This window comes from Polyangium sorediatum, assembly GCF_029946465.1.
GTDB classification, from domain to species: domain Bacteria; phylum Myxococcota_A; class Polyangia; order Polyangiales; family Polyangiaceae; genus Polyangium; species Polyangium fumosum.
This window is the reverse complement of sequence record NZ_JARZHI010000005.1, coordinates 160,400-179,570: the sequence shown is the minus strand read 5'-3', so window position 1 is coordinate 179,570 and position 19,171 is coordinate 160,400. Positions and strand designations below refer to the sequence as shown.

15 protein-coding genes are annotated in these 19,171 nt (G+C 69.2%); 9 read left to right on the top strand and 6 right to left on the bottom strand.

All coding sequences use genetic code 11. The annotated features are described in order from the left end of the window. Positions 1–185: 185 nt before the first annotated feature. Genes QHF89_RS08605 through QHF89_RS08595 form a run of 3 tightly spaced genes read right to left on the bottom strand, consistent with a single transcriptional unit; the run spans position 186 to position 2,802 of the window. Positions 186–605, bottom strand: a complete 420-nt coding sequence (locus tag QHF89_RS08605) for a DUF1801 domain-containing protein (protein ID WP_136967625.1) — start codon at positions 603–605, stop codon at positions 186–188. Then, complete coding sequence (locus QHF89_RS08600) at positions 602–1,234, bottom strand: glutathione S-transferase family protein (protein WP_284720247.1); 633 nt, start codon at positions 1,232–1,234, stop codon at positions 602–604. The genes QHF89_RS08605 and QHF89_RS08600 overlap by 4 nt, the downstream gene beginning before the upstream one ends. An 11-nt stretch (positions 1,235–1,245) precedes the next feature. Further along, on the bottom strand, positions 1,246–2,802 hold the full coding sequence (locus QHF89_RS08595) for a hypothetical protein (RefSeq protein WP_284720246.1): 1,557 nt from the start codon (positions 2,800–2,802) through the stop codon (positions 1,246–1,248). A gap of 146 nt (positions 2,803–2,948) precedes the next feature. Here QHF89_RS08595 and QHF89_RS08590 point away from each other — a divergent pair, with 146 nt between their 5' ends. From QHF89_RS08590 to QHF89_RS08575, 4 genes are all read left to right on the top strand, one after another. Then, entirely contained in the window at positions 2,949–6,827 is a 3,879-nt protein-coding gene (locus QHF89_RS08590) for a type VI secretion system Vgr family protein (protein ID WP_284720245.1), read from the top strand. 18 nt (positions 6,828–6,845) lie between these two features. Beyond that, entirely contained in the window at positions 6,846–7,292 is a 447-nt protein-coding gene (locus tag QHF89_RS08585; protein ID WP_136967622.1) for a DcrB-related protein, read from the top strand. 10 nt (positions 7,293–7,302) lie between these two features. Further along, the gene (locus QHF89_RS08580; protein ID WP_284720244.1) at positions 7,303–8,379 is read left to right on the top strand and encodes a PAAR domain-containing protein; all 1,077 of its coding nucleotides are present in this window, start codon (positions 7,303–7,305) and stop codon (positions 8,377–8,379) included. 71 nt (positions 8,380–8,450) lie between these two features. Continuing rightward, entirely contained in the window at positions 8,451–9,242 is a 792-nt protein-coding gene (locus QHF89_RS08575) for an alpha/beta hydrolase (RefSeq protein WP_136967621.1), read from the top strand. A gap of 9 nt (positions 9,243–9,251) precedes the next feature. Here the strand turns inward: QHF89_RS08575 and QHF89_RS08570 are convergent, their stop codons facing one another. After that, on the bottom strand, positions 9,252–9,584 hold the full coding sequence (locus tag QHF89_RS08570; protein WP_136928272.1) for an ATP-dependent Clp protease adaptor ClpS: 333 nt from the start codon (positions 9,582–9,584) through the stop codon (positions 9,252–9,254). 71 nt (positions 9,585–9,655) lie between these two features. Here QHF89_RS08570 and QHF89_RS08565 point away from each other — a divergent pair, with 71 nt between their 5' ends. From QHF89_RS08565 to QHF89_RS08555, 3 genes are all read left to right on the top strand, one after another. Further along, on the top strand, positions 9,656–10,522 hold the full coding sequence (locus QHF89_RS08565) for an NAD-dependent protein deacetylase (protein WP_136967620.1): 867 nt from the start codon (positions 9,656–9,658) through the stop codon (positions 10,520–10,522). A 183-nt stretch (positions 10,523–10,705) separates the two neighbouring features. Beyond that, positions 10,706–14,023, top strand: a complete 3,318-nt coding sequence (locus QHF89_RS08560) for a vWA domain-containing protein (RefSeq protein WP_284720243.1) — start codon at positions 10,706–10,708, stop codon at positions 14,021–14,023. Continuing rightward, positions 14,020–15,174, top strand: coding sequence for a DVUA0089 family protein (locus QHF89_RS08555; protein WP_136967618.1), 1,155 nt, complete (start codon positions 14,020–14,022; stop codon positions 15,172–15,174). Before QHF89_RS08560 ends, QHF89_RS08555 begins: the two co-directional genes overlap by 4 nt. A gap of 19 nt (positions 15,175–15,193) precedes the next feature. On the opposite strand, the gene QHF89_RS08550 is transcribed toward QHF89_RS08555, so the two are convergent. Further along, positions 15,194–16,768 carry a thioredoxin family protein gene (locus tag QHF89_RS08550; protein WP_136967617.1) on the bottom strand — a complete coding sequence of 525 codons (1,575 nt, stop codon included), beginning with the start codon at positions 16,766–16,768 and terminating at the stop codon, positions 15,194–15,196. A 99-nt stretch (positions 16,769–16,867) separates the two neighbouring features. Between QHF89_RS08550 and QHF89_RS08545 the strand changes: the two genes are divergently transcribed. Further along, complete coding sequence (locus QHF89_RS08545) at positions 16,868–17,938, top strand: alpha/beta hydrolase (protein ID WP_136967616.1); 1,071 nt, start codon at positions 16,868–16,870, stop codon at positions 17,936–17,938. Here the strand turns inward: QHF89_RS08545 and QHF89_RS08540 are convergent. Beyond that, a complete protein-coding gene (locus tag QHF89_RS08540) occupies positions 17,918–18,700 on the bottom strand; it encodes a YkgJ family cysteine cluster protein (RefSeq protein ID WP_136967615.1) in 783 nt (260 codons plus the stop codon). The two genes, QHF89_RS08545 and QHF89_RS08540, sit on opposite strands and share 21 nt — an antisense overlap. A gap of 104 nt (positions 18,701–18,804) precedes the next feature. On the opposite strand from QHF89_RS08540, the gene QHF89_RS08535 reads away from it, so the two are divergent. Then, positions 18,805–19,143 carry a hypothetical protein gene (locus QHF89_RS08535; RefSeq protein ID WP_136967614.1) on the top strand — a complete coding sequence of 113 codons (339 nt, stop codon included), beginning with the start codon at positions 18,805–18,807 and terminating at the stop codon, positions 19,141–19,143. Positions 19,144–19,171 lie beyond the last annotated feature (28 nt).

Below are 19,171 nucleotides of genomic sequence, written 5' to 3'. Positions count from 1 at the left end.
CCTGCACCACTTCCTGTACATCGTTCGAGCATGTCCGAACGAGGCGCCGGGAGACCGTCGCGGGGTTTGCGCGGGTCGGAAGGCTCGAACCTGCTTTCAGGCCGTGATTTGTCAGCATCCAGGGTGAAATCGGGCGCGTTGCCCGCCGTTGGGCCGACGCATCTTCTCGCCCCCTCCGCGCGCCGCTACACGTGCTCGATCCACTGGCGAACGACATCCACGAAGGCAGCCCGCTTCGCCTGGATGTCCTTCGCGTCGCGGAACTTCACCGACGCCCGGTCCTTGCCGAGCCATTCGAGCAGCGCTTCCGGGTCGGCGATGGCGAGGTCGGGGGACGTCGCTCGTTTCTTCGCGCCGAGGTGCAGGATGATCTGCACGCCGTCCTTCGCGCGCAAATGGAACGTCGCGAAAAACTCCGTCGTGCGAAAGCTCGGCGCGTTCCACTTGATGCCCTCGCCAATACGCGGGTCCGCGCCGAGGATCATCGTCCGGAGCTCGCGAATCTCCTTCTCGAAGGGATGCGCGAGCGAGACGAGGAACGCCTCGACGTCCTCGGGCGCAGGCGCGGGACGTTTCGTTGTTTTTTTGCTCGTGGCCTTCGTCATACCTCGATCGCCTTCCCGCCCGCCGCCGTCCACGCGGCGCGGGAACGGATTCGATCACGATACGCGGTCACGGCAGGGAATGCCTCCGGCGTATCGAGGCGCGTGCCGCGGAGGAGGTTCACCATCACGCCGACGCTGCAATCGGCGAGCGTGAAGTCGCCGAGCAGATAGTCGCGGGACGCGAGGTGTGTCTCCAGCACGCCGAGGGCCCGGCCGACGTCGGTGGCGACCTGCCCCACGAGCTCCGGCCCGGCGGCGGGCCCCGTGCGCCCGGTCTTCGGGGTGAGCACGTCGGCCCACCAGAGGCGCCCCGCATATCCGAAATTCGCCGCGTCGAAGAAGAGCCATTGAAGCGCCTCGGCCCGCGCGGCCGGGCTCTTCGGCCAGGACGCGGCTCCGTACGTATCGCCGAGGTAGGCCACGATCGCGTCGGATTCACGGAGCACGAGCGCTCCGTCTTCGAGGACCGGGACCTTGCCGTGGGGGTTCTTGCCGAGGAAGGTGGCGTCGCGTTGATCGCCGCGGAGCAGATTCACCTCGACGGGCTCGTACACGAGGCCGAGCTCGGCGAGCGCAAACCGAACTTTGAGGGCGTTGGGGGACGGAGGAAAGGTGTGGAGGCGGAGCATCGAGGCGGAAGTTACCATGAACCGAAGCGGCCGTAATACGGTTCCGGCTTCGGCTTCGCCCAGCGCAAAGGCCCCCTCCACAGCTCGTTTCGCTCCGGGACTTTGTCCTCGGGCGTGTGCGGAACGCCGAGGGCCCATCCGTCCGTCGTCAGGACCATCGCATAAAAGAGGGACACCTCGCCGACGACGCCGCGCTCGAGGTCGAAGACCTCGGAGCCCCAATGGGCAAACCGTCCGACCTGATCCATGAGCACGTTGCGCTCGGAAGGACGAAGGACGAAATCTTCGCCGAGCCTCCTATCACGCAGCATGAGTTTGTTCTCTGCAGACACGTACAGCGCATACCTGTCGTAGGCCGAAAGCGCGCGCGCTCCCTCGGGAAAGGGGTGGAGCACGCCGTGGTGCTCCATGTCGACGAGCACGTCCGGCGGGTCCGCGTTGCCCTCCTCGGGGTTCACGGTCCAGAGCAACACGACGCTCCCCGTCCCCACCTTTTTCGTATAAAAGCGCGGATCCTGGACGTACACGCCGAGCGGCCAATGAACATCCTCGCCGTGGAGCTCGACGCGCATCCGCTCCGGCTCATGGCTGAAGCTCACGGCACCGTTCCGGCAAACCACGAGCGCGAGCTTGCGCCCGTGATCCAGGTAAAACGGATCTCCGTCGCACGCCGCGGAGACGAACGGCCGCGCGATTCCCTCCGCCGACACCAGAAACAGCGCGGCCGGGCTCTCCTCGGGCGCCTCCTCCCGGACGATCCATCGATCCCCGAGCGGCGCCACGATCGGAGGCACGACCGTCATCTGCCCCGTCGCGAGCGAGACGATCCGCGTCGCCACGGTATCGATATTCCCTGAATAAATGCAGTGCGACGCGCGCGTGCGGCAGCGGCGATGGCTGAGCGAGGTCGCGGGAATCGGCCAGCCGAGGATCCCGTCGCCGTTCGTATCGGCGACGACGACCTGCATCGCGATCGAGCTGTCGTCGCCCGGGAGCTCGATGCGCCACAGCCGTCCGGGCCCGGGATCGACCTCCGTCTCCACGCCGGACGCGAGGTCCCGCACGATCGCAATCGTGCGCTCGCCCTTCGTCGCGAGGTAGGCGAGCGTCCTGCCCGCGGCGTCGAAGACGGCGGTTCGGTGCGGGCTGAAGGGGTCGTTGTCGTCGGTCACGTCGGCGCGCGGCACTACGGTCTCGGTCCGCCCCTCGACGTCGACGACCACGAGCTTGCCGTCGCGAATCACGGCGACGTGGGAGCCCGCATGCGCCACGTACTGGTCGATCGGCTGTCCCGCGCCCGATCCGAGGATCAGATAGGGGTCGACGTCGTCGCCGGACGGCCCGCCGTGGTTACCCCGGTGCGCCTCGATCTGGCCGTCCCCATTCGTGTCCTCGCGCGGCTGGCAAAGGATCACCCACCGGCCCGCAGGATCATGCGCCTCGAGGATCAGCGGGTCCGGCGAGCCGACATCCCCGTCACGGCCCGCGGGCGCCTGCAATGGGGCCTGCACGGTTTGCGCAGGTGAAGGGGCGAGCGAGAGCCGGCCCGCCGGTGCGAGGCCACGCACGCGTATTTCGCCGCAACGCGTGCTGCACACGGCGAAAAGGAGGGGGAGGAGCCACGGGGGTCCTGGCCTTCGCACGGGGCCATCCTACACGAAGCTTCCGTCTTCCCGCCTGCCTTGGGCTCGCGTATCCTTTTGCACGCTGTCCCATGGAAAACCTAGAGCTTCGTTTCGCCGCGAAGGACATCAACCTCTCCGTGCGGAGCTTTTCGGTCGTCGAGGAGATGTCGACGCTCTTCGACGTCTCGCTCGTCGCGCGCTCGGTGGATGAGGACATCGACCTCGACGCCCTCGTCGGCAACGGCGCGGGGTTCAAGGTCGCGGGGGGCCTCGCCTGGACCGGCGTCGTGCAGTTCGCCGAGCAGATCGAGGTCGAGCCGGACGGGCTCTCGACGTACTTCCTGCGGATCGTGCCGGCGCTCTGGCGGATCTCGCAACGCAGGAATCAGCGCATCTTCCAGCACCTCTCGATCCCCGACATCGCCAAGAAGCTGCTCGCGGATTGGGAAATCGAGCCCGTGCTCGAGCTCGACGCGGGCACGTTCCCCAAGCTCGAGTACCGCGTGCAGTACGGCGAGACCGACTTCGCGTTCCTCTCGCGGCTGCTCGAAGAAGCAGGCATCAGCTACCACTTCCGCCCGCCGGATCCGGGCAGCGAGACGGAGAGCTTGCTCGTCCTCGTCACCGATCCCACGGTGCGCGAGGCCGGCGCGCCGCTGCTCTACGTGAACAACCTGGAGCACGCGAAGTCCCGCGACGCGATCACGCACGTAAAGGTCTCGCACCAGGTGCGGCAGGGCCGGATGACGCTGCGGGATCACGATTTCCGCAGGCGGCCCGACTTCCAGCTCATCGCCGAGGCGAAGTCGACGTTCGATCAAGAGGATCGATACGAGAGTTACAGCTACGTGCCCGGCGCGTTCGTCGTGGATCCGGGGCGCGTCGACGAGCGCGAGGCCAAGGCGCTCGCGGCGCGCAGGCTCGACGGCGCGCGGCAAGGGCGCCGCAAGGTCCTGTTCCAGACGACCGCGCTCGGCCTCTCGCCCGGCGACGTGTTCTGCATGGAGGCGCATCCGCGCGACGATCTCGCCAAGGAGAACCGCCTGCTGCTCGTGCAACGCACGCTCGAAGGGACGAGCGAGGGTGATTGGTCGAGCACCGGCACGGCCGTGTTCGCCGACGATCCGTACAGGCCCGTGCCCGTCACGCCGAAGCCGCGCATGGGCGGCTTGCAGAGCGCGGTCGTCGTGGGCCCTGCCGGCGAGGAGATCCACGTCGACGAGTACGGCCGCGTGCGCGTGCAGTTCCACTGGGATCGCGAAGGCAAGTACACCGACGAGAGCTCGTGCTGGATCCGCGTGAGCCAGGTATGGGCCGGGCGCGGCTATGGAAACGTCGCGATTCCGCGGGTCGGGCAGGAGGTCCTCGTCGATTTCCTCGAAGGCGATCCCGACCAGCCGATCATCGTCGGCCGCGTCTTCAACGGGACGTCGCCGCACCCGTACAAGCTGCCCGATCACAAGACGAAGACGTCGTGGAAGAGCGACAGCTCGCCCGGATCCGGCGGCTTCAACGAGATCACCTTCGAGGACGCCAAGGGGCGCGAGAAGGTGTTCATGCACGCGCAAAAGGACCGCGAGGAGGTCGTCCGGGAGAAACACACGCTCCAGGTCGGCACGGACCTCGACGTGCAGGTCGGGGAGCGCGAGACGCGGAAGGTCGGCAAGGATCAGACGCTGCACGTCGTCGGAAGCCGCACGACGCGCGTCGAGCAGAGTGACGTGCTCGTCGTCGGGGGCGAGTGCCATATCCAGGTCGGCGAGACGGGCGCTTCGCTGTCGAACGACAGGGTCGTGCTCTCGACGGGCAAGGCATCACTCACGCTCGCGGGCGGCGACATTTTCCTCGACGCGAGCGGCAGCATCAAGGTGAGCGCCGGCGGGCTCGCGGGGCTCGCGGGGCGCGAGGTGCACATCGACGGCGCGCCGAACGTCCTGCTCAACACGGCGGGCGCGAGCTCGCCCATGCCGATGTCCCTCGGCGCGGCCGAGATCAACCTCGCCGATCTCTCGTTCCCCGAGGCCGTGAACAACGCGGCGAAGGCGCTCCAGGCGAAGATCTTCGACGAGATCCCGGGCGGCTTCGACGAACAAGCCGTCGAGGGCGCGTTGCGGCGTCTGCTCGAAGAGCCGCCGGCCTCGATCGCGGACGCGCCGGGGTATTTGATGGTGCCCGAGGCCATCAACGAGCAGCTCCAGGCGGCGATCGACAAGGTGCTCGGCGTGCCGGGCGTGATCGTGGACGACATCCTCGATCGCGTGGCGCTGGAGCAGAAAAAACTCCAGGAGCGCATCGATCAGATCCGCGCGCGGGCCGGCGAGATCGCGGGCGACGTGCAGGAGAAGATCCGCGGCGCGGTCGAGGATCTGCGCGCGCGGGCCGAAGCCGCGAAGCAGATGGCCATCGCGAAGTTCCAGGAGGTCAAGGGCAAGCTCGAAGCCGCGAAGGCGCAGGTGCAGGCCAAGATCCAGGAGCTGCGCGGCAAGCTCGAAGAGGCCAAGGCGCGCGCGGTGGCGATCGTCGAGGAGTTCAAGGGCAAGCTCGAAGCGGCGAAGGCGGCGGTGCTCGGCAAGGTGACCGAGGTGAAGGAGAAGTTCGCCGAGGCCAAGGCGCGGGTGACGGCGAAGATCGACGAGATCAAGGGCCGCATCGAGGCCGTGAAAGAGCAGGCCAAGGCCAAGATCGAGGAGATCAAGGGCCGCATCAACGACCTCAAGGAGCAGGCCAAGGCCAAGGTGCAGGAGATCAAGGAGCGCGTGATCGCGCTCAAGGATCAGGCCGTCGAGCGCTTCCAGGAGATGAAGAAGCAGGCGGGCGAGATCATCGAGATGGCCAAGACGCAGGTCGAAGCCGCGAAGGCCCGCGTGCAGGAGCTCAAGGCGCGGATCGAGGGCGCCAAGGAAGAGGTCAAGCAGAAGGTCCAGGAGTGGAAGGGCAAGGTCGAGGAGTGGAAGGCCCAGGCGAAGGCCAAGGTCGAGGAGATCAAGGGCCAGGCGAAGGCCGTCGTCGACGAGGTGAAGGGCCAGATCGAGAGCGCGAAGGAGACGGTCAAGCAGACGATCGCGGACGCGAAGGAGATGATCGCGGACGTGAAGGCGATCCCGCAGGAGTTCGTCGCCGAGACGAAGGCCGCGTGGAACGAGATCAAGACCGACGCGAAGGAGACCTGGAACCAGACCAAGGCCGAGGCGAAAGAGACCTGGGAAGAGGCCAAGGAGACCTGGAACCAGACCAAGGCCGAGGCGAAAGAGACCTGGAACCAGACGAAAGCTGACGCCAAGCAGACGGTCGAAGACGCGAAGGAAGCCTGGAAGCAGACGAAGACCGAGGCGAAAGAGACCTGGAACCAGACGAAGGACGAGTTCAAGCAGGCGGGGCAGGACGCGAAGGACGCCTGGAAGGACATCAAGGGCGACGCGAAGGACGCCTGGGGCGATATCAAGAACGAGGCCGAGGACTTCTGGGGTGACCTCAAGGGGCAGGGCAAAGACGCGGCCGAGGGCACGAAGGACGCGCTCGGCGCGGCCCAGGAGCAAGGCCAGGGCGCGCTCGGCGACGCGAAGAGCGCGCTGCAAAACGCGTTCGGCGGCAGCGGCTCGAATGCGCTTTCGGGCCCGCAGATCCACCTCGGCCAGGGCGCGACGCCGGACGGCGGATCGCTCGGGCAGCTCCTCTCGCGCGCCGGCGGGTTCACAGGCGACGACGTCGCGTCGGCGATCAACGGCGGTTCGAAGGGCGCGACGATCCTGCAGAGCCCCGGCGAAGGGCAGCTCTTCGTGATGAAGACGCAAGGCGCGATGCCGGTCTCGGGCGCCGAGCTCGAAGCGAACCTCGTCGAGGCGCAGATGAACGGGTTTTCGTCGAGCGACGCGTTCGTCCACACGCTGACGAAGAAGGGCTACGTGGTCTACGAGCGGCCCTGGGGCGAGCTGGCCGAGGCCTTCGTGAAGCGCGCCGCGGTCATTTGAGGAGAGAAGAGAGAGCGAATGTCGCGATACGAGAGCCGAGACGTCTCCTTCGACGTACCCCGCCACTGGGAAGACCGGACGATGGTGGCGTTCGCCGCCACGCCGCGGCCCGGACAATCCACGGCGCCGAATGTCGTCATGACCCGCGACGTGCTCGCCCCCGAGGAGACGCTCGTGTCCTACGCGGACAAGCAGCTCGCCGAGCTGGGCAAGCGCCTCGACGGGTTCGAGCTCGTGGATCGGAAGGAGCGCACGCTCGGGGGTCAGCCGGGGATCGAGCTGCATTTCACGTGGCGGGCGCAATCGGGCGAGCTGGAACAGCGGCTCGCCATGGCGCTCGGGCGGCGGCGCACGGTCTTTTGCTTCAATGCGACCGCGGCCAAGGTCGACGCGGATCAGATGAACCCGCTCTTCGATCGGATTCTGTCGACGGTGCGTTTCCCCCGCCCGGGGGAGGAGGCGTGAGGAGGACACCATGACCACGGGTCATCTCGCGGCGAAGGTCGGTTCGAGGCTCGCGCACGCGGCCATGCCGCTCGTGACGCCGAGCCAGGCGATGGTCGCGGCGACGCTCGGCAGCGAGGTCGTGGGGCCCTCGGGGCTCGGCGGCGCGGGCGCGGCGAGCCTCGGCGCAGGCATCGGCGCGGCGCCGGCGGGGACGAGGATCTCGATCGTGGACATGGTCCCGATCCTGACAACGGGCGTCGTGGCCACGGGCGCGGCGGACGTGATGCTCGGGCCGGGCCAGATGGCGGTGCTCGCCCCTTCCCTGCCCCAGCCGTGCGGGCCGCACGTGGCGCAGCCCATCGTCGCGGGGAGCCCGAGCGTGCTCGTGCACGGGATGCAGCTCGTGCGGGTCGGCGACAAGACGAGCTGCGGGGCGACGGTCTGCGACGGAGTGAAGACCGTCGTCGTGGGCGGCGCGGCCGCGGCGCCGAAGCCGGTGTCGCTGAACGATCTCGCGGGGTCGCTCGGCGCGGTCGTGCTCGGCGCGGTGCTCACGAAGACGGGCGCGATCGAGCGGATGAACGAGCTCGGCGCGGCGCTCGTCGAGGGCGCGGAGAAGGTCTCGGCGGCGGCCGACAAGGTCACGGGCGTGGTGTCGAAGACGCTCGACAAGGCGCAAGCGAAGGTCGACAAGGCGCTCGACAAAGCCCAGGGCAAGGCGAACGCGACGCTCGACAAGGTCGACACGAAGGTGAACACGGCGCTCGACAAGGTCACGGGCGCGATCGACAAGACGCTCGACAAGGCAGAAGCGAAGTACGCAAAGGCGCTCGACAAGGCGACGGGCGCGGTCACGGGCACGATCGACAAGGCGACGGGCGCCGTGACGGGCACGCTCGACAAGGTGACGGGCGCGGTCGACAAGACGCTCGAAAAAACCCTCGGCGCCGCGGAGAAGGCCGCCGACAAGGCAGGCGCCGCGGTGGACAAGGTCGCGGGCGCGGCGGGCGCGGCGCTCGGCAAGGTCGGGGACCTCGTGGGGTCCGTGGGCGGCGCGCTCGAATCGATCCTCGGCGGCGCGCTCCTCTTCGGCGGCGGAAAATAGGCGCGCCTCCCGTGGCCGAGGGGACCGATGTCGCTCGAAAAGGCCCCAAACCCCGCCGGGCGCGTCGCGTGATGGCCATCGTCCTCGGAACGATCGTCGCGCTCTACCTGCTGCTCTGCTGGCTCCTGTACGCGGCCCAGCGCCGCATCGTCTTCCCCGCGCCCACGGTGGGCCGCACGCCCGCCGGCACCTTCGAGCTCCTCCGGATCGACGGCGGCACGCCCATGCTCTTCCGGCCGCCGCCGGTGCGTGGACCCGTGGTCGTGTATTTCCACGGAAACGGCGAGCAGATCGCCGACAGCGCGTGGCTCGCGGATCTCTTCGCGCGCGCGGGCGCGGGGTTCGCGGCGATCGAGTATCCCGGCTACGGGCTCGCGCGCGGCCTCGGCGAGCCGAGCGAGAAGGCGCTCTTCGACGCGGCCGAGCGCGGGATCGGGCACCTCGTGGAGCAGCGGGGGATCAAGCGGGGCGACCTCGTGCTCGCGGGACAATCGCTCGGCACGGGCGTGGCGATGGAGATGGCCGCGCGGGGCCACGGCGCGCGGGTCCTCTTGCTCTGCCCGTTCACGTCTTTGCCCGACGTGGGCGCGCGCATCTTCCCGTTTTTGCCGGTGCGGCTCCTCCTGCAGGATCGATTCGACTCGGCCGCGCGCGCCGCGGGCGTGAAGGTGCCCGTCCTCGTCGTGCACGGCACCAACGACGAGCTCATCCCCGTGGAGCTCGGCAAGAAGCTCGTAGCGCGCCTGCCGCGCGGTCGATTCATCGCCGTCGCAGGCGCGCACCACAACGATCTCTGGCACTTCGACGAGGTCGAGGCGGAGGTCGTCCCGTTCGTGCTCGGGAAACGCGACGACGCGCCCTGAGCGGGTGCTTCAATCGTCGTCCGGCTCGACCGTGAGCCGGAGCGGCATCCCGTACTCGCGCGCGTGCTCCAGGACGAGCTTCGCCTTCGTCTCGGCCACGTCCTTCGTGTAAACGCCGGCCACGCCGCGGCCCGTGCTGTGCACGACGAGCATGAAGCTCAGCGCCGACGTCTCATCCATGTGGAAGAAGCGGACGAGGACGTCGACCACGAACCATTTCGTCGTGTAGTTGTCGTTGTGGAAGACGACCTGCCAGCGCTTCGCCTTCTCGACCTTGCGCTTTTGCTCCACGGCGAGATCGGAGTCCGTGTCGTCTCGCCTTCGCTTCGGGTCGTTCGCCATGGCCAAGCGGGATCTTATCCACGCGCCCGCCCTCCACAAGCCTCGCAAAGGCGCGTGCGCTACGCTCGGGCGTGACCTCGTCGCTCTCCGCCTCTTCCAGCGCCGAAGCGGAAGACCTCGCCCCCGCCTCGCGCCTCGCTCGGCTGCTCGAAGGCCGGCGTATCGTCGCGCTCGCCGGCGCGGGCATGAGCACGGAGTCGGGCATCCCCGATTATCGGGGCCCCGAGACGGCGCGCCGCGCCCGCAATCCGATGCAAGCGCGCCAGTTCCTGCACGAACCTGCGTCGCGGGCGCGGTACTGGGCGCGCAGCATGAACGGCTGGCCGAGGATCGCCGCGGCCCGGCCGAACCCGGCGCACGAAGCGCTCGCCGCGCTCGAACGGGCGGGCCGGCTCGCGGGCACGATCACGCAGAACGTCGACGGGCTGCACCAGGCCGCGGGCAGCGAGCACGTGATCGAGCTGCACGGCGCGCTCGCCCGCGTGCGTTGCCTCGGCTGCGGCGAGATTGAGCCGCGCGCCGCTTTGCAGGAGCGCCTGATCGCGGAAAACCCTTCTTTCTACAGGTGGGGCACGGCCCTCGCGCCCGACGGCGACGCTGACCTCGACCACGAGGCCTTCGCCGATTTCCACGTCCCCGTTTGTCTCGGCTGCGGCGGCACGCTCAAGCCCGACGTCGTCTTTTTTGGGGAGAACGTGCCGGCGCGCGTCACCGACGCCGCATGGGCGCTCTTCGACGAGGCCGAAGCGCTGCTCGTCGTGGGCTCGTCGCTCACGGTGTTCTCGGGGTATCGGTTCGTGCGTCGGGCGAGCGAGCGCGGCGTGCCCGTGGCCATTGTGAACCTCGGCCCGACGCGGGGCGACGAACACGCGGCTTTGTGCGTGGATGCGCGCCTCGGCGAGCTTTTGCCGCAGCTCGTCACGACGCTCGGCGCGTGAGGGCCCGCGCGCTGGGGCGCCCTGGTAACGTCAGAAACCAGGCCGATAACTCCAGTGACCAAAACGCCTTGATCTCAGACTGCCTTCATGCATCATGGAAGGTTGGACTGGAGGCGCTCACTCATGGCTTATGGTTCCGGACCGACGAGAACCTCATCATCCCGGGGGCTTCTCTCCCTCTTCGTGGTGCCTTTTCTTTTCCTGCTCGTGGGTTGCAGTCAGGGAATTGACGATTTGCCACCGCGGGGGTCGGACAATGGCGCCGGGGGCGCAGGAGAGGGCGGCAGCGGCCAGGGCGGAAGCGGCGGGGGATCGGGGGGCGCGCCTGCCGTCTGTCAGGAGGGACAGAAGAAGACGTGCACCGTGCAGCTCGGGGAGCACAATGGTGTGAAGTCGTGCTTCAAAGGCGTCCACGTCTGCCAGAATGGCGCGTGGAGCCCGTGCCAGGAGGACAAGGCTCCCTTCGCCCCGGGCGGCGCTTCCAGCGAAAAACCCGCTCCTCCGGGCAGCAACAACGTCCTCGCCGATTGCGCGAACAATCCCTGTGATCCCTCGTGCCAGGTCTTCGACGAGGACCCGCCCGGCGGCCTCAAGCCGTTCGCGCAGACGCCCATCTTCACGTGGCAGACCGGGGATCTCGGCAATTATCCGGCCGACCTCGCCGCGCAAGGCGTGGCCCAGCCTTGCGCCGAGGGCGTGGACTGCCAGTTCAACCAATACTGCTCGGCGCCGGTGTTCGGCACGTGCAACCACAACAAATGCGCCGTCGGCGCTCCGCTCGGGGTTGGCTGCGATCCCTGCGTGGACGACATCTGCGCCATCGACCCGACCTGCTGCGAGACGACGTACGGCGGGACGTGCGCGCACGATTATTGTGAGGTCGGCGCGAAGCTCACGGACGGCTGCGATCCGTGCGTCAGCTCGATCTGCGACGCCGATCCGAGGTGCTGCGGCCTGCCGGCGTGGGGCTCCTGCAGCCACGACTATTGCAAGACGGGGGGCTCGCTCACGACGGCGTGTGATCCGTGCGCGGCGACCGTCTGCGCCGACGATCCGAAATGCTGCAACCTGGGCACGACCGGCACGTGCGCGCACGGGTATTGCTCGACGGGCAATCCGCTCGTCCCGGGCTGCCATTCGTGCGTGGCGCAGATCTGCGCCGCCGAGCCGAAGTGTTGCGATTTCACGCCCGGCACGGTCGCCTGCACGCACGATTACTGCGTCACCGGCAGCAAGCTCAACACGGCCTGCGATCCTTGCGTGGCCGCGGTGTGCGCCGCACAGCCGAGCTGCTGCACCGGCACGTGGAGCGCGGCCTGCGTGAACCTCGTCGGGTCGGTCTGCCAGCAGAACGACAGGTGTCCTTCGCCGAAATGGACGTCGTCCTGCGTGGACAAGGTCGCGACCGTCTGCGGGAACTCGTGCACCGCGGGCTGGACGCAGCGGTGCGTCGACAAGGTCCCCGCCTTGTGCGGCAAAACCTGCGACCCGTCGACCTGGACCGCGTCCTGCGTGGACAAGGTCGGCAGCGTGTGCGGCAAATCGTGCGGGCCGTTCGAGTGGGACTCTGCCTGCGTGGGCATGGTCGACACCGTTTGCGGCGCGAAGTGCTACCAGGATCCGCCTTGCTCCCACAACAAGTGCGACTCGGGCGAGAAGCTCGACGCAGCGTGCGACTCGTGCGTCGCCACGATCTGCCAGGAGCTGCCCGATTGTTGCAACGTCGCCTGGACGAACCTCTGCGTCGACCGCGTGAAGACGCTCTGCGGCCAGGGTTGCCCGGTGAAGGGCGACTGCGTGCCTTGGTTGCCCGGCCAAACCGATCCGGACTGCGCCGGCTACGATCTTTCGATCGGCGTCCCCTGCAGCGGCTCGGTGCCGGTGTGCAACCACGGAAACGCCACGGTCCCCGCGGGCGTGAAGCTCATCCATTACGCCGCGGGCTCCGGCCAGTTCGGCAAGTGCAGCCCGAACCAGGCGCTCGCCGGTGTCCAGAGCTGCGTGACGCCGAGCCCCATTCCCCCCGGCAAGTGCATCAACGTGCCCGCGGCGAGCTGCGGCCTCAGCGCCACGAAGCGCGAGATCATGGTGAATCCGCCGAGCTACGGCGGCTACACGCAGCTCAACGAATGCCAGTGCCTCGACAACTGGGCGTCGTTCGCGCCGAACGTCGCCTGCGGCTCGCCGAGCTGCTCGAACACGACGACCGCGACGGTCAAGCGCGTGAACATGTTCATCGCCCTCGACCGCTCCGGCTCGATGACCACGAACATCGGCGGCGGCGAGACGCGCTGGTCGGCGACCGTGAAGGCGCTGAAGAAGTTCGTCCAGGATCCCGGCTCGGCGGGTCTCGGCGTCGCGCTCCGGTTCTGGCCCGACAACGCGCCGGTCTCGGGCTGCAACGACACCACGTGCAGCGCCACGGCCTGCCGATCGCCGCTCGTCGACGTCGGCGTCCTGACGCTCCAATCCGCGCCGACGGACACCCAGGAGAAAAAGCTCGTCGACGCGCTGGACGCGAAATCGCCGAACGGCAACACGCCCATGTACCCCGCGCTCTCGGGCGCGACGCAATGGGCCATCAATTACAAGAATGCGAACCCCAACGAGGACGCCATCGTGGTCTTCGCGACCGATGGAGATCCGGTCGGCTGCAACGAAAGCGAGACGGACATCTCCGACCTCGCGGGCACTGCATTCTCGACGAAGGGCATCAAGACGTACGCGATCGGCATCCAGGGCGCGGCCCAGACGTTCATGAACCTGATCGCGACGAAGGGCGGCACGAAAAAAGGCTTTTTCGTCGCGCCCGGCGGGAACGTCGAAAACGAGCTGCTCTCGGCGCTGATCCAGATCAAGGGCGACACCCTCTCGTGTGATTTCGTCGTGCCGAACGGCGGCGTCTACGATCCGAGCGCCGCGAAGGTCACGTTCACGCCGAGCGCCGGCGCGCCGGTCGTCCTCGCCAACCTGGCCTCCGCGGCGGGCTGCGGGGCGGGCTGGTATTACGACGACCCGGCGAACCCGGCCCAGCTCAAGCTCTGCCCCTCGACCTGCCAGACGGTCCTGAACGACGCGGGCGCCAAGCTCTCCGTCGATCTCGGCTGCCCCGGCGGCTATGATCCCGCGACGTTCACGTACAAGTACGAGGCGGTTTGCCCGCAGGGCTCCACGGTGCAATGGGGCTTCCTCGCATACGACACGCTCACGGCCGCCGATACGAACGTGGTGTTCAAGGCGCGCACGGCGACCACCCAAGCGGGCCTCGCCGCCGCGGCCTACAAGAACGTCGCGACCGCGCAGGCCTCGCCCAACACGCAGGTCTGCCTGATGAGCGGCCCGGCGCCGTGCCCGCTCTCCCTCTTCGACAAACTGGGCGCGGGCGACGCCCGGCAGCGCCACCTCGAGCTCTCGATCACCTTGAATCCCGCGTCGAACAAGAGCGCGGCGGCCATCGTGAAGAGCTGGGATCTCAGTTACTCCTGCCCGGACTCCGAATGAAACGATCGATCCTCGTATTGGGTCTCCTCGGGACGGCCCTCGCCGCGTGCGGCGAGGGCGCGGGGCTCCCGCCGCGCAGCAATGGCTCGTCGAGCAGCACGTCCTCCAGCGCAGGGCCCGGGGGCGCAGGCGGGCAAGGTGGAGAGGGCGGCGGCGGTGGAATCGGCGGGCAAGGCGGCGGCGGCGGGCAAGGCGGAGCGGGCGGCAAGCCCGCGCCCGTCTGCGGCGATGACGCGCTCGATTCCGGCGAGGAGTGCGACGACGGGAATACCGAGGCCGGGGATGGTTGCTCGCCGGAATGCACCGTGGAGCTCGGCGAGATCGAGCCGAATGACACCCCGGACCAGGCGAGCCCGTACAAAGACCCCTTCCCGGCGAAAATCGCGCCCGAAGGGGACGTCGATTTCGTCTCCTTCACCGTCGCGGCCGCGAACACGAGCGTGATCGCGCGGATCCTCGACGTCGGCGACGGCGGCTGCGCCACGGGCGTGATCGACACGATCCTCGAAGTCCGCGGAGCGGACGGGGCGACCGTCCTCGCGAGTGACGACGACGCCGGGGAGGGAGCTTGCTCGCGCGCCGTCCTGCCGAGCCTCGCGCCCGGGTCTTATTTCGCGCGCGTCGTGGCCTCGGGCGCCGCGCCGAGCCCCACGTTCTTGTATCGATTGCGCATCGACCAGGTCGCCGACGTCTGCGGCGACGGCCAGAAGACCCCCGCCGAGGCCTGCGACGACGGCAATACGGATGCGGGCGACGGGTGCAGCCCGACCTGCTCGATCGAAATCACGGAGACCGAGCCGAACGACACCCCCGCGACCGCCAACGCCTTCGTGGCGCCATGGAACGGGGTGCTCACGCCGCTCGGGGACGTCGACGTGGTGTCCGTGGTCCTCTCCGGCCCCGCTTCGAGCCTCACGGCGACCACGACCGATCAAGGCACGAATGCCTGCGCGGCGAAGACGCTCGACACGATCGTCGACATCCTCGCGCCCGATGGCACGACCGTGCTCGCCACGGGCGATGACATCATCGGCAACTGCGGGGCCGCGCTCGCGCAGAACCTCGCCGCGGGCACGTACTTCGTGCGCATGCGCGGCGGCTCCCTCGCCGGAGACCCGAGCCCGTACGGCATTCAGATCGTCATCCAGTGAGGCTCTTCCCGCGCGAACCTCAGCGCGGCAGGCAGCTCCGGCAGCGCTCGGCGGCGTCTGCGGGGAGCGACGAGCACCGCTCGTGGAGACGCGACACGAGCTTCACGGAATCGGGGTCGTCCTTCAGCACGGCGAGCGCGGATGCGACTTGCTCGGCGCGCGTCCTATTTCTCCCCTGAAACCCGTCCGGGAGCGAGAAAGCGAGCTCGTAGAACGCCTCGGCCTGGGCCACGAGGTAGGCGCGCGGCGGCGGGCCTTCGAGCTGTGCGTGAAAGACGATGTCGTTCGTGATCCACTGGAGCCGCGTCGCGCGCCCGCCCGCGCCCTCGCGGGCCTTCTGCGAAGAGGCCCGCGCCTCCTCGATGCGCCCGAGCTCCTTCTCCAGCGCCGAGATCATCGAGTACCAGTAATGCGGCGTGTCCGAGCGCTCGGCCTCCGCCTTCAGCATCTTCCGCGCTTCGTCGTGCGCGCCCACGCGCCGCAGGAGGTACGACGCCGTCGAGACGACCGAATACCGCTCGTCTGCGGTCTTCGCCTCGTGATCGGCGCGCTGCGCGGCGGCGAGGACGTCGGCCCGGAGCGGCTCGGGCACAGGGCTGCTCGGGTTTTCGTGCCGGAAAAAATCGATCGCGGGCGCCACGGCCGCGAGCCGCACGTCGACGGAAGCGCCCTCGCGGGATCGGAGCGACGCCGCGGCCGCGAGCCATTTTGTTTTCCACGCGAGATAGGCCGCGTCCTTCGGATCGGGGGCGAGCCAGGCCGCGAGCGCTTCGGCACGGTGATTGACGAGCGCACGCGCGGCCCACGTGGTCTCGGCGTTCGAAAAAATGAGATCGAGGTACGAAACGGCGCTCGCCTGGGCGGCGCGTGTCGCCTCGGCGAGCGTCGGGTCGTGGCGGAGCGACGCGGCGAGCCCGAGGAGCGTGCCTGCGAGCAGGGCGCGCTCGCGGTTCATGGTGGAGGGACAAACCTCGATCGCCTTGCGCAACACCGTGAGGATCCGCGCCCGGCTCCACGTCGCCTCGGGAAGCAGCTCCCACGCCGCGTGGGCGAGCGTGCTGCAATCCTCCGCGCTCGGCTTGCCCTCGTCGAGGCGCGCGGCCGCCGCCCGGAAGCTCTGCGCCTTGCCGCGCACCGCGCCGAGCGCGCGATCGAGCTCGTCGATGTCGACGCTCCCGTTCAAGCGCAAGAGCTCCTCGCGCTCGGGGCCGAGGACCAGGATCGTCGGATAGGCGGACACGGAGAGCGCCTCGCCCGCGTGTTGTGCGTCCTCCGTGTCGCCGTCGAGGTGAACGGGCACGAAATCGCGCATCATCTCGGCGAAACGGGGCTTCGAAAACACCTCCGCTTTCAGATCGTTGCACGGCGGGCACCAGGCCGCGCCCCAGTACAGGAACACGAGCTTGCCCTCGGCGCGCGCCCGGACGAACGCGCGATCGGGGGTGAGGTCGGTCCAGGGGCCTGGAAAAGAATGTGGCGCCGTCGTCGCAGCCGCGGAACGCTCTTCCGGCGCAGGCGCGTGCTTGCTGCACGCCGACGCGAGCGCGAGCACGACGAACAGAGAACCTCGAAGCGCAGCGCGGCCGTCTCGCATGACCTTCGTCCAATCCCGAGCGTATCGCGGGCCGGAAAGGGCGTCCACGCGTCCGGCCCGTGATGACAGCCGCCGCGGCCGCCGCTACCATCGGCCGCGATGATGCTCTCTCCGCTGGCCCGCGTCCGCGTCCAGGTCGCCCGTACCCTCGCGGACGCCGTTCGCAGCTCGAAAGGGTTTTCCGCGCGCCTCCACGGCTTTCGGGCGCGGCCGGTCGAGGGCTGCACCGTCGATCCCGACGTCGCGCTGATGCTCGCGCTCGACGACCTCCTGAAATCGAGCGACCTTCGCCGCTTCGCGCCGGCCGAGGCGCGCGCGCGCCTCGCCGAGTCGGTCAGCATGGTGGAGATCCCGCGCCTCGAAGGCGTCTCCGTGGCGCCCACGCACCTGCGCGGCGACGCCGGCCCGATCCCGGCCCGCACGTACGTGCCGGAGGGCCTCGCCGCGCCTTCGCCGTGCGTGCTCTTCTTCCACGGCGGCGGGTTCGTCACGGGCGACCTCGACACGCACGACACGTTTTGCCGGCAGCTCGCCGTCGAGGGCCGCGTGCGCGTCCTCGCCGTCGACTATCGCCTCGCGCCCGAACATCGCTTCCCCGCGGCCGTGGACGACGCCGCCGCTGCCTTCCGCGACGTCGCCGCACGCGCTGCCGATTTTGGCGTCGATCCGGCGCAGATCGCGGTCATGGGCGACAGCGCGGGCGGCAACCTCTCCGCCGTCGTCTCGCTCAAAACGCGCGGCGAGGCCCATCGGCCCGCGCTGCAGGTGCTCCTCTATCCCGCGCTCGACGCGACCTGCGCGCACCGCTCGCACGCGGTGTATGCGAACGGCTGGATGCTCACGAAGGCGATGATCGACTGGTATTACGATCATTATTTCGGCGCCGATCTGGCGCTGCGCCGCCACCCCGACGCCTCGCCGCTCCTCGCGCCGAGCGTCGAGGGCGCGCCGCCGGCGCTCGTGTTCACGGCGGGCTTCGATCCGCTGCGGGACGAGGGCGCCGCGTACGTCGAGCGCCTCACGGCCGCGGGCGTCCCGGCGCGGCACGTCTGCCACGAATCGATGATCCACGGCTTCGTGCTCACCGGAGGCTTCGCGCGCGCCTGCCGCGAGGAGACCTCACGCCTCATCCGCGACGCCGCCTCGGCGTTACGGCACGGTTTTTCCTGAGGAACCGGGGCGCACGTTCGCCTCGATCCATTCGGCGTCCCTCGCCGCCGAGAACACGGGCAGCCGCTTGTGCCAGCGCTCGCCCGCCGTGGGCCTTTCGAGCGTGATCCTGAGCGCCGCGATGAGCTCCAGCGGCGTCCCGTCCCGGCCCACGTCGAAGCACGCCTTGCCGAGCCCTGCGAGCACGGCTTGCGCGAGCTCGTAGCCGATCGCCCATTGCGGCGGCGTCTGTTTCCCCGCGGGCGCCTCCCAGTACCGCTCACACGCGCCCGCGTCGTACGACGACCAGCTCCGGCACACGAGCGGCCGCACCACATGCACGCCGCAACCGCCGTCCGCGTCGAGCAGCGGGCAAGGCACGTGCGCCTCGGCCCGCGCGGCGCGCGAGAGCCCCCGCGTCCGGGCGTCGGCCTCCTGCACACGACCGAGCAGGGCCGCGAGATCCTCGGGCGAACACGTGGCGCGGAGGTGCGCGACGAGACGAAGAACCTCGGGCGCCACGACGAGCACCTTGGCCTGGCAACACGTCGAGCAGCCTCGACGGCACGCGATCGGCGCGTCGGGCGGCTCGTGCGCGTGTGCGGCCGCCGTGAGCACCTCGGCGCGCTCGCTCGCGATCCGCGCAGCTTCGATGGCGCGCGCCGGGCCCTCTGCGACGAGCGGCGCGAGCGCCTGGCTCTCGCCCTCCGCGATGCCGACGAAGACCTCGGTCGAATACCGGCTCGGGCGCGCGAGCGGCAAGGAGCGCCGTTCGTCCGTCATGAAGCAGGGGATATCAGCGCCGCGCGGACCGCGCCACGTCGAGGCGCCCCGGCGAGCGAGCGCGGGCCCTCGTTCCCGTGTAGACTGGCCGAGGTGCGGCTGCCATGACCCATTACCTCGACGCGATCATCTCGGCGATCCGGGACGCCGGGCAGCACCTCGAAGCCGCCAAGCTCTGGCTCGGCCGCGCGGAGAAGGCGGCCGGATCGACGTGGCAGATGCCGCTCCTCGGCGCCGCGGAGGAGGCGCACGCCGCGGCGCGGGCGCGGATCGACGCGGCGGAGGCCTCCCTGCGCGAACTCGGCCCCGTGGACAAGCTCCCGGCCGTGCTCGGCGAGCTCCCGGGGCGTATCGCGACGTTGCGCCGCGTCCTCGACGCCTCCGAAAAGCGGCTCATCGACGCCGCGCTCGCCGCCGCCGCCCGGCCGCTCGGCCACGCCTGATTGCCGTTGGTGCACCAACCGCATCGTG

What these genes read in the sequence shown, in the direction of transcription:
- QHF89_RS08605 (WP_136967625.1), bottom strand. Translation starts at nt 605, where the DNA reads ATGACGAAGGCCACGAGCAAAAAAACAACGAAACGTCCCGCGCCTGCG.
- QHF89_RS08600 (WP_284720247.1), bottom strand. Translation starts at nt 1,234, where the DNA reads ATGCTCCGCCTCCACACCTTTCCTCCGTCCCCCAACGCCCTCAAAGTT.
- QHF89_RS08590 (WP_284720245.1), top strand. Translation starts at nt 2,949, where the DNA reads ATGGAAAACCTAGAGCTTCGTTTCGCCGCGAAGGACATCAACCTCTCC.
- QHF89_RS08585 (WP_136967622.1), top strand. Translation starts at nt 6,846, where the DNA reads ATGTCGCGATACGAGAGCCGAGACGTCTCCTTCGACGTACCCCGCCAC.
- QHF89_RS08580 (WP_284720244.1), top strand. Translation starts at nt 7,303, where the DNA reads ATGACCACGGGTCATCTCGCGGCGAAGGTCGGTTCGAGGCTCGCGCAC.
- QHF89_RS08575 (WP_136967621.1), top strand. Translation starts at nt 8,451, where the DNA reads ATGGCCATCGTCCTCGGAACGATCGTCGCGCTCTACCTGCTGCTCTGC.
- QHF89_RS08570 (WP_136928272.1), bottom strand. Translation starts at nt 9,584, where the DNA reads ATGGCGAACGACCCGAAGCGAAGGCGAGACGACACGGACTCCGATCTC.
- QHF89_RS08555 (WP_136967618.1), top strand. Translation starts at nt 14,020, where the DNA reads ATGAAACGATCGATCCTCGTATTGGGTCTCCTCGGGACGGCCCTCGCC.
- QHF89_RS08550 (WP_136967617.1), bottom strand. Translation starts at nt 16,768, where the DNA reads ATGCGAGACGGCCGCGCTGCGCTTCGAGGTTCTCTGTTCGTCGTGCTC.
- QHF89_RS08545 (WP_136967616.1), top strand. Translation starts at nt 16,868, where the DNA reads ATGATGCTCTCTCCGCTGGCCCGCGTCCGCGTCCAGGTCGCCCGTACC.
- QHF89_RS08540 (WP_136967615.1), bottom strand. Translation starts at nt 18,700, where the DNA reads ATGACGGACGAACGGCGCTCCTTGCCGCTCGCGCGCCCGAGCCGGTAT.
- QHF89_RS08535 (WP_136967614.1), top strand. Translation starts at nt 18,805, where the DNA reads ATGACCCATTACCTCGACGCGATCATCTCGGCGATCCGGGACGCCGGG.